Origin of the sequence: Acinetobacter sp. TG2027 (assembly GCF_000302435.1) — a bacterium.
GTDB classification, from domain to species: Bacteria; Pseudomonadota; Gammaproteobacteria; order Pseudomonadales; family Moraxellaceae; genus Acinetobacter; species Acinetobacter pittii.
The window spans coordinates 159,861-168,479 of sequence record NZ_AMJN01000047.1 but is presented as its reverse complement, the minus strand read 5'-3'; the positions used below and the strand labels follow the sequence as shown (position 1 = coordinate 168,479).

Genomic DNA, 8,619 nt, shown 5'->3' with positions numbered 1-8,619 from the left:
TAAGTTTTAAAAGTCTAACTTATGGGGTGCAGTTCAGAACGGGAGGGGGACACCCACGGGTGTGCTGGATCTATGACCAGTCTGCGAACCCCCTTTCGTTCTGCCACCATAATTTTAATGATTTGGCAGAACTCCCAATAAAAAAGGAGTTGGCTTTGCACATTCATTATTTCTTGGCAGCGGCTGCCAAAAGCTATAACGACACAACTTAAAAATTTAAAGCAGCTTGAACGCCATAAGGTTTTCAGGCTTTAAGTCATTTTTACTTAAAACTTAGCAAAACAAAACTTGAGATGTGCCAAGCACCGTCTTACGGCTTTGCTGTGCCTTTTTTTCTCCCAGAAAGGGCACAGGCTTTTTATCTCATTTAGAAACAACAAGAATTTATAACGGTAAAACTATGCCAACTTTAGAAATATCTTCCAAAAAATTACAGGTTATTCAAACCGCTATCCAACTTTTTACCACGTATGGATTTCATAATGCAGGGGTAGACCTGATTATCAAAAAATCCAAAATTCAAAAAGCCACGTTTTATAACTACTTTCACTCGAAAGAACGGTTTGTTGAAATGTGCCTAATCTTTCAAAAAAGCCGACTCAAAGAAGAAGTTCTGGCAATTGTCTATTCACATCGCTATCCAAACGCAGCCGATAAACTCAAAGAAATTGTCCGTTTACATGTCGATTTAAACAGTTTTTACTTTTTGCTATTTAAGGCCATTTTTGAATTAAAACTGCTTTACCCAAGGGCTTACCGCATGGCGATTGAATATAGAAAATGGCTACTTAAAGAACTTTTTGATTTGATATTTAGTCTAGAAAGTCGTGGCTTAAAAGCTGATGCAAACATGATTTTATTTATGATTGATGGCGCAATCATCCAACTTTTAGATCCAAATAAAGCTAGTGAAAGGGAGCAATTGTTGGATTATTTTTTTAATGTTTTGAGATAATTGAGTGAGGGGATGGGTAAGGAAAAATACCCTAAGTGCGTACTTTCCTTACTTTAAAAATAAATTAAACCTGAACTTAATTTATATAAATATTACTTCTTTTGCTTAAAACGGTATTTACACTTTAGACAACGATAATCTTGAAAAATATTCTTGTCGATTATTACGCCAGCTTTCTTACCAAAAATGTTACCAACTACACCGCCAGTAATTCCTGCACTAATGGCACCAACAAAAGTCCCTACAGTTCCGCCAACAATTACACCTAAAGGACCAGCAACAGTACCAATAGCTGCTCCAACAGTAGCACCAGTCGCAGCACCACCTACAGTGCCTGCTGTTGTGCCGGCAGCTGTGAGTAAAACACCGCCAGTTGTTCTAAGTAATTTGTCATGGTCACGTGCTTCAATTTCTGTAGAACCACACTTAGGACATTGCAGAGCTTTTTCCATAAAATTTCCTGTCTTTCATCATTGAGTGACACAGTTGAGGGCTAAATCAGTAAAGTGGGTAAAGAATCTGTCTTACGATGCAGTATCTTTTGCCTATTGAGTGATCGTAACGATAACTGGTCTGCTTTGATTTTAGCTGAACATTGACACAAATATTTATAGATCATGTAAACACTTGTACTTTAATAATTATCTCATTAAATACCAATGTTTAGAATGACTAACGCTTACATATCCATGTGTCTAGCAGAGAGCAATTCAATAATAATGAATAGAATGTGAATGGTTTTTTGAGTAGATTTTCTGAAGTTATTTAAGAGGACAAGCTATTTAATGATAAAAGGCTTATCCTGTTTGAATAAGCCTTCTTTAAAGATTAGATTGATTTTTTCCAACTCAAAAATTTATATAATCCAAACATGAATGTAATCCAGATTGGAATTAAAATCACCGATTTTTCAAACCCTTGAGTCCACATGATGTATAAAATCATGCCAATAAAAATCAAAACGATATAGTTACTTAAAGGTGAAAATAGAGCAGGGAACTTGGCAACTTTATTCTCAAGTTTCATGGCACGTTTAAACTTTAAATGCGTAAAGCTAATAATTGCCCAGTTTAAAACCAGCGCAGCCACGGCCATGTACATGAGATAGCTTAAAGCTTCTTCTGGGATAAAATAATTCAGTAATACACAACCAAAAATTAGGATAGAAGAAAAGATAACAGCAGGTGTTGGAACCCCTTGTTTGCTGACTTTTGTAAAAATTTTGGATGCATGGCCTTGTACTGCTAGGCCATATAACATGCGACTGTTTGCATACATGCCGCTGTTATAAACTGACAATGCAGCAGTCAAAATAATAAAGTTCAGTAAATGTGCTGCCCAGCCAATCCCAAGTTGGCTAAAAATCATCACAAATGGACTTTTATCTAAACCACCGAGGTCAAGCTGATTCCACGGAATGAGCGACATGATGATAGCAAGCGAAGCCACATAGAAAACCAAGATTCGAAAGATGACTTGGTTAATGGCTTGTGGAATACTTTTTTCAGGATTTTCAGCTTCAGCGGCAGTCATCCCGATCAGTTCAATACCGCCAAATGCAAACATTAAAAAGGCGAGCATATAAAATAGGCCTGAGAAGCCATGCGGGAAAAATCCGCCATGCTGCCATAAGTTTGCAAAGCTAGCGATAGAGTCACTACCTGCGGTAAGCAATAAATATAAGCCAAACACGATCATGGCAATGACCGCCGCAACTTTAATAATAGCTAACCAAAACTCAGATTCGCCATAAAATTTAACGTTGCCTAAGTTCAAACATGTGACCAAAACAAAGAAAAATAAGGCTGATATCCAAGCAGGAATGTGGGGCCACCAGTAATGCACATATTTAGCAACTGCTGTCAGTTCGGTCATCGCGACCAGAATATAAACAACCCAATAGTTCCAGCCCGATAGAAAACCGGGGAATTTCCCCCAATATTTTTGTGCAAAGTAACTAAAGGAACCGACCACAGGTTCTTCTACGATCATTTCACCCATTTGGCGCATAATTAAAAATGCGACCAAACCGACAATGGCATAACCTAAAATAATAGAAGGACCAGCAGACTGGATGACTTGTGCAGAGCCTAAAAATAAACCTGTCCCGACAGCACCACCCATAGCGATTAACTGGATATGACGATTTTTAAGTCCGCGTTTTAATTGGGAAGATGAATTGCTCAAAATATATGCGCTGAATAAAAAAGCTGGCGCTATTGTAATAGATTGGTTAGGGATAACCTAGTTTGAAAAGGATTTTACTCAGCTAAATAAAAAGGATCCGTACAAAGCTATACGAATCCTTTTTTTGAAAATTAGTTATTTTAATAAATTAGAAAGACACCATTTTGCCCGGATTAATCATTGCACCAATACCATACATGCTTTTAGCGAGTGGAATAACAACGGGTGCAAGGGTACGACCAAAGATAATATTTTGATGGTCAATTTTAGATAACATTTCAAAGTCGTTAGATTGCCCAACAAAGTCATTTGCAATGGCTTTACCAATACGTACCGTCTGAGCAACGCCGTGACCGCTCCAGCCGTGAACAGCATAAATTGGGAATTTATTGCCAAATTTACGGCTATCGACTGCACCATTTACGGTTAAATCGGTCGTTCCACTCCAGACAAAATCCATCTCTAGATTTTTAATTTGAGGGAAAACAGTGTGAATTCGATGCTCTAGATAATTTAATGTTTTTTCTGGTCCCCAGCATGTTCCTGTACCTTGACCACCAAATAATAAGCGGTTGTTAAACACGGGACGGTAGTAATCAATTTGGAACTGTGTGTCATATACTGGATGTCCAAATGGTAAAAGTTCTTTTGTATCAAGCTCTAGCGGGGCAGTCGTCGCAACATAAGTGTAAAACGGAATAGTAGTATTGTTTTGCTCTGATAAAAGTTTAAACGAAGCATGGTGCACGGCTAACACTAAAGACTTTTTAGCTTTTACAACAGCATTTGCAGTTTGAACATAAATACCATCTGCTTTTTCTTCTATTGAAATGACTTCTGTTTGTTCATAAACAGTACCGCCATTTTGGCAAAAGCCATAAATTAAGCCACGGTTTAAAGCTAAAGGATGAATTTGTCCACCCAACTCATCAATTAAACCACCTGTGTAATAATCAGACTTAATATAGTCCATGAGTTCATGTTTACCCACAATGCGGGTATGGTCTTCACCTAAATATTTTCGTGCATCGGCGCCTTGTGTTAAACCGACTAAATGTCCTTCATGAACGGCAGCAGTAATATGACCGTATTTTCGGTCAAAGTTAAGCTGGTATTTTTCCGAGATGTCATCAATCAGTTGCATCGCTTCCGTAGAGGTAAAATGCCAAAGTTTTTTGGCATCTTCATAACTCAAGCGATCAGCCATTTCTTGAGCTTCCCAGCGAGCTAAACCAGGGGTGAGTTGTCCGCCATTGCGTCCAGAAGCTGCGCTACCAATGCGATTTTTTTCTAATAAAACAGTCTCTACGCCTTGTTCAGCTAAATGTAGGGCCGTAGATGAACCCAATAAACCACCGCCAATAACAACCACATCACACTCAATATCAGCTTTTAAACTTTCAAATGTATGCCAATCAGAAAGTGAGCTTTCATAATAGTTTGCAGGGTTATCTAACGAGGTGCCTTCTACAGTAGTTGCCTCAAATTTTGCATGTTTCGGATTTAACCAGCTCCATTCTTTACCCACTTGTAGAGATTTACTTGGTTTATATTCCACGTCTTTTAAAAGTTGAGGTTTAGAAATAATTTTCATAATAAAGTTCCTTAAAAATTAATAAGCATTACTAATAGCAATACTTTGTTTTTTAATCGTTTTATAGATAAATAGGAGAACACCCAAAGCTAACCAGAAACAACCAAACATGAGTGAAGATGAATCGAGATTAAGCCAGAGGCAAATAATGCTAAAGACTGATATAAGCGGTAAAAACAGGTTTAGAAATTTGTTTTTAAACCCTGAACGCTGTTTATCTTTAATATAAAACTTCATAAAAACTGAGAAATTTACGGCTGTAAAAGCGACTAGCGCACCAAAGCTGATTAGGCTTACGACTTGGGCTAAATCTAGAAAAACCGCAGACATTGAAATAAGACCAACAAACAAAACCGAGAAAAACGGTGTACCTAATGAAATATGAATTGTCCCAAAATACTTTTTAGGGAAAATATTATCGGTACCCATTATATACAGTAAACGCGAAGCGCTGGCATGTGAGGCAAGGCCAGAGGCGACAGTGTTCATAATTTGTCCGCATAGAAATACGGATTGGAAAAAAGCACCACCCACGTAAAGCACAATTTCAGGCAACGCTTCTGAAGGGTGTTGAAAGCGTAGATTGTTTGGAAAATAAAGCTGAATAAACCAAGCGGCCGTGAAGAAAATAAGCCCGCCAGCGAGAGTCGTTAACATGACTGCACGAGGAATATTTTTGGTGGGTTGTTTGGTTTCATTAGAAAGCGTGGTAACCGCATCAAAGCCCAAAAATGAAAAGCACAAAACTGAGGCACCCGCAACGAGGGGGAGTAAAGATTGGTGCTCATGCCAGAGTGGAGCCAATGTAAGCACATGCTCATAACCTTGAGCCGAGCCAATACCCTTAATCACTAAATAAACAAAAATGACCATCAGTATGATCGGTGCAAACACAAACAACAGGCTTAAATTGGCGAGTAACCGAATGCGGAAACAGTTTACTAAAGTGACTAAGCTTGCCGACACAATTACCCAGAACCAGTAAGGCAGACTTGGAATAAGGGCTGTGAGATAAATCGCAGCTAGCAAAACATTAATGAGAGGTAATAACAAATAGTCGAGCAGAGAGCACCAACCGACAAAAAAACCACTTTTAGGCCCTAAACTTTCAGCTGTATAACTATATGCTGAGCCTGATTTTTCTGAATTTTTACTAAATCTTGCATAGCTCCAAGCGGTGAGTAGCATGGCGCCAAGTGCGAGTAAATAGGCCAGTGGTACATGTCCATTGGTAATTCCAGAGACAATACCGAAAGTGTCAAACACCGTCATGGGAGTCATGTAGGCAATACCAATAATCGTGACTTGCCAAAGAGACAGTTTTTTTAAGGAAGACGTTTTATTTTCCATTTCATTTCAACCTCAAATTCGTTGTTTTGCTTTTCATCCGGAAAAGCGATGCTATTTTTGAGCCAAAACTTCCCCTAGACTTGAATAAACACGTCTATTTGGAGAAAGTTTGTACAAAAGTGGGTGGCTGTTTCGCCTTGGTGATGTCCTAAAGCAAGATCAAATACTTATATCTTTGATATAACTCTAGATCACGACCAGTTGAAAAGATTGACACGGTCGTGAGAGAACCTGCTCGGGGCCTTGGCCTTTAAATAATGTGCCTGTTCTGATGGTGATATCATTTGAAGTAATCACTCGAGAAGTGTCGTTAATTACAATTGCTTTTTGTTTAATGTTTTTAAGCTTCGGCATAAGAATTTTTTCCAGTGCGGAAACTAAAATATCGGTAGCAATTACACCGATAAATTGATCACGAATCATGACTGGATGGGCAAGGGTGATGGTGTATGCACCATTGCAAATATAGTCGACATAGGGTCCATGGATGCACGGACTTTTGTTTTGAGCAGGTTTATGGAACCATTCAAAAGAGCGGAAATCTAAAAATCGCTGAGCATTTTGATAGTTTTCAAGTTTTGCTTGCTGCAACTGATCTTCTTTTTTATACCACCATTCGAGTGTCCAATAGTCCTGCTCTTCTTGCGTTGCAGGGCTATAACTTGCAAAACCAATACCCTGACTGTAATGGCTTTCCTGTAAGGCCTTTTTAATTTCCTTTTGCAAAGCAGTGCGTTCTGAACCTGAAAGCTTAACGTCTTTTGTTTTTTCAGGTTCATGTTTTGAAAGAATTTTGCTCGCTTTAGTTGCCAGCTTTTCGGTAATGGCTGTCGTTTCTTCAACCACCGTCTTTAACAAATTTTGAAGCTCTTCTATATCTAAATGTTGGGTCATTCCTATAACTCCTAAAATTCCGTATTTCTCACTCGATATTTTATAAGTGCTCTACTTTATTGTTTTTATTCAATAGATAACTTATATCGAAGCATTTGATCTGTTAGCATTGAAATGATTTTTCGCGCTTGAATAACAGCATCATCTTCATTGCCTTGAACAAAAGATGATAAAAGTTGGTGGTATTGAGCGACGACCGATTGATGGAATTGATCATCTTGGTAAAGCACAGCAATGAGCGGTGCCCATTCGGCTTGTATGGTTAACTCTTGATTTGCCAGTCGAGCTGATTGAGCAAAAGAGGTAAGTGTTAACAAACAACGTAAATCAAGTTGGGCACGTGTGTCTGGTTCAACGGCCTGTTCAAATTGATCAATAAGCTCTTTGATTTTACCCAGTTCATATTCAGTGGTTCTTTGTGCAGCCAAATATGCACCATGGCTTAAAATTGCACTATGAAACTCGCCTAAATCAGCTAAATATTCATTGGAAGCCTGACGCAGAGGGTGTTTGTTTAAGAGTAAATCGGAAGGTAACTCGCAAACAAAGCTTCCGCCGTTTCGCCCGCGTCGTGTATCAATCAGACCTTTTACGCGTAAAGTATTTAAAGCTTCACGGACCGTAATGGGTGACACTCCCATTAAGCGAGCTAGATCCGCCTCGTTAGGAAGCTGTTCATTGCTTTTGAGCAATCCAGAGATAATTGCATTTTCCAAGCGTTCTACAACTTGTTCCGATCGAGTTGCCTGAGCGATAGGTGCAAAAATTATCGTATATGCTGACATGGCGAATTCTCTAAAAGCTAAGTCAGTGACTTAGCTTAATGAAACGGATAAATGATTAAAACACGCCATATTGATGGACTGCCTGTTCATCTTCAGGCACAGCTGGTATTGCATCCCAAAGTTCAACAATTTTGCCATTATCTACACGCCATAATTCAAAATAGGCATGTCGATTTCCGGCAATACTTCCTTCGGAATGTGTCAAGACAAATTGACCATCAGCAATGGAGCGATGAGTTTTGGAGTATACCAAACCTTGTCCTTCATTACGGATATTGTTCAAAAAATCAATGACTGCTTTAACACCATCACCAATGTCTGGACTATGTTGAATGAACTGATCATTGTGAGTATATTCTTTAAATGCCTCATAATTGCCATCAATTAAAGACTTCTTAAAGAACGAGGTCACAATCTCACGATTTTCCTCTGGGTCATGGTGAGTGACGATTTCAGTCGGACCATCTAATTGAGTTCTACCACTCACATTTGGCGCGGCTTCTGCCACCAGACCATCCCAGTGTTCAACAATTTTGCCATCTTTCACTCGGTAAATATCAAAACCAACTAAAGGGTTTTCATCAAGGCCCTGAAAGCGGCCATGAATTGCAACCAAGTCACCGTCTGCCAATACACGCACAGCTTCGTGTTGCATGTCGGGGCAGTCTTCTACCAGTTGGCGAAGGCCCGAAAGACCATTTGCAACCAGTGGAGAGTGCTCTATAAAGTCTTCAGAAAAATAACGGTCCAAAGCAGTGGTGTCGTGCAAATTAAATAGCTCGTGATGGGCTTTAGTCACCAAGTCTTTCATTTCTTGCTTATTCATTTTGATCTCCTTTCAAAATGCATTGTTA

9 protein-coding genes are annotated in these 8,619 nt (G+C 39.0%); 2 read left to right on the top strand and 7 right to left on the bottom strand.

Annotated elements, in window-relative coordinates; translation table 11 throughout:
- On the top strand, positions 1–212 hold a 212-nt coding region (locus tag B806_RS19945; RefSeq protein WP_349267101.1), incomplete at its 5' end, for a hypothetical protein.
- 188 nt (positions 213–400) lie between these two features.
- The gene (locus tag B806_RS0112930; protein WP_017403132.1) at positions 401–955 is read left to right on the top strand and encodes a TetR/AcrR family transcriptional regulator; all 555 of its coding nucleotides are present in this window, start codon (positions 401–403) and stop codon (positions 953–955) included.
- Between the two features lie 92 nt (positions 956–1,047).
- On the opposite strand, the gene B806_RS0112925 is transcribed toward B806_RS0112930, so the two are convergent.
- The 7 genes from B806_RS0112925 to B806_RS0112895 all read right to left on the bottom strand — a co-directional run bounded on the left by B806_RS0112925 (position 1,048) and on the right by B806_RS0112895 (position 8,591).
- On the bottom strand, positions 1,048–1,407 hold the full coding sequence (locus B806_RS0112925) for a hypothetical protein (protein ID WP_002120526.1): 360 nt from the start codon (positions 1,405–1,407) through the stop codon (positions 1,048–1,050).
- A 376-nt stretch (positions 1,408–1,783) separates the two neighbouring features.
- Positions 1,784–3,142, bottom strand: a complete 1,359-nt coding sequence (locus B806_RS0112920; protein ID WP_079381166.1) for an amino acid permease — start codon at positions 3,140–3,142, stop codon at positions 1,784–1,786.
- Between the two features lie 148 nt (positions 3,143–3,290).
- Positions 3,291–4,736 carry an FAD-dependent oxidoreductase gene (locus B806_RS0112915; RefSeq protein ID WP_017387188.1) on the bottom strand — a complete coding sequence of 482 codons (1,446 nt, stop codon included), beginning with the start codon at positions 4,734–4,736 and terminating at the stop codon, positions 3,291–3,293.
- Positions 4,737–4,754: 18 nt separating this feature from the next.
- Positions 4,755–6,086: an APC family permease gene (locus B806_RS0112910; protein WP_017387189.1), complete on the bottom strand. Its 1,332-nt coding sequence runs from the start codon at positions 6,084–6,086 to the stop codon at positions 4,755–4,757.
- A 186-nt stretch (positions 6,087–6,272) separates the two neighbouring features.
- Positions 6,273–6,980, bottom strand: coding sequence for a cache domain-containing protein (locus B806_RS0112905; RefSeq protein ID WP_017387190.1), 708 nt, complete (start codon positions 6,978–6,980; stop codon positions 6,273–6,275).
- A 65-nt stretch (positions 6,981–7,045) separates the two neighbouring features.
- Positions 7,046–7,765: a GntR family transcriptional regulator gene (locus B806_RS0112900; RefSeq protein ID WP_017387191.1), complete on the bottom strand. Its 720-nt coding sequence runs from the start codon at positions 7,763–7,765 to the stop codon at positions 7,046–7,048.
- A 55-nt stretch (positions 7,766–7,820) separates the two neighbouring features.
- Positions 7,821–8,591: a nuclear transport factor 2 family protein gene (locus tag B806_RS0112895; protein WP_014206134.1), complete on the bottom strand. Its 771-nt coding sequence runs from the start codon at positions 8,589–8,591 to the stop codon at positions 7,821–7,823.
- Positions 8,592–8,619 lie beyond the last annotated feature (28 nt).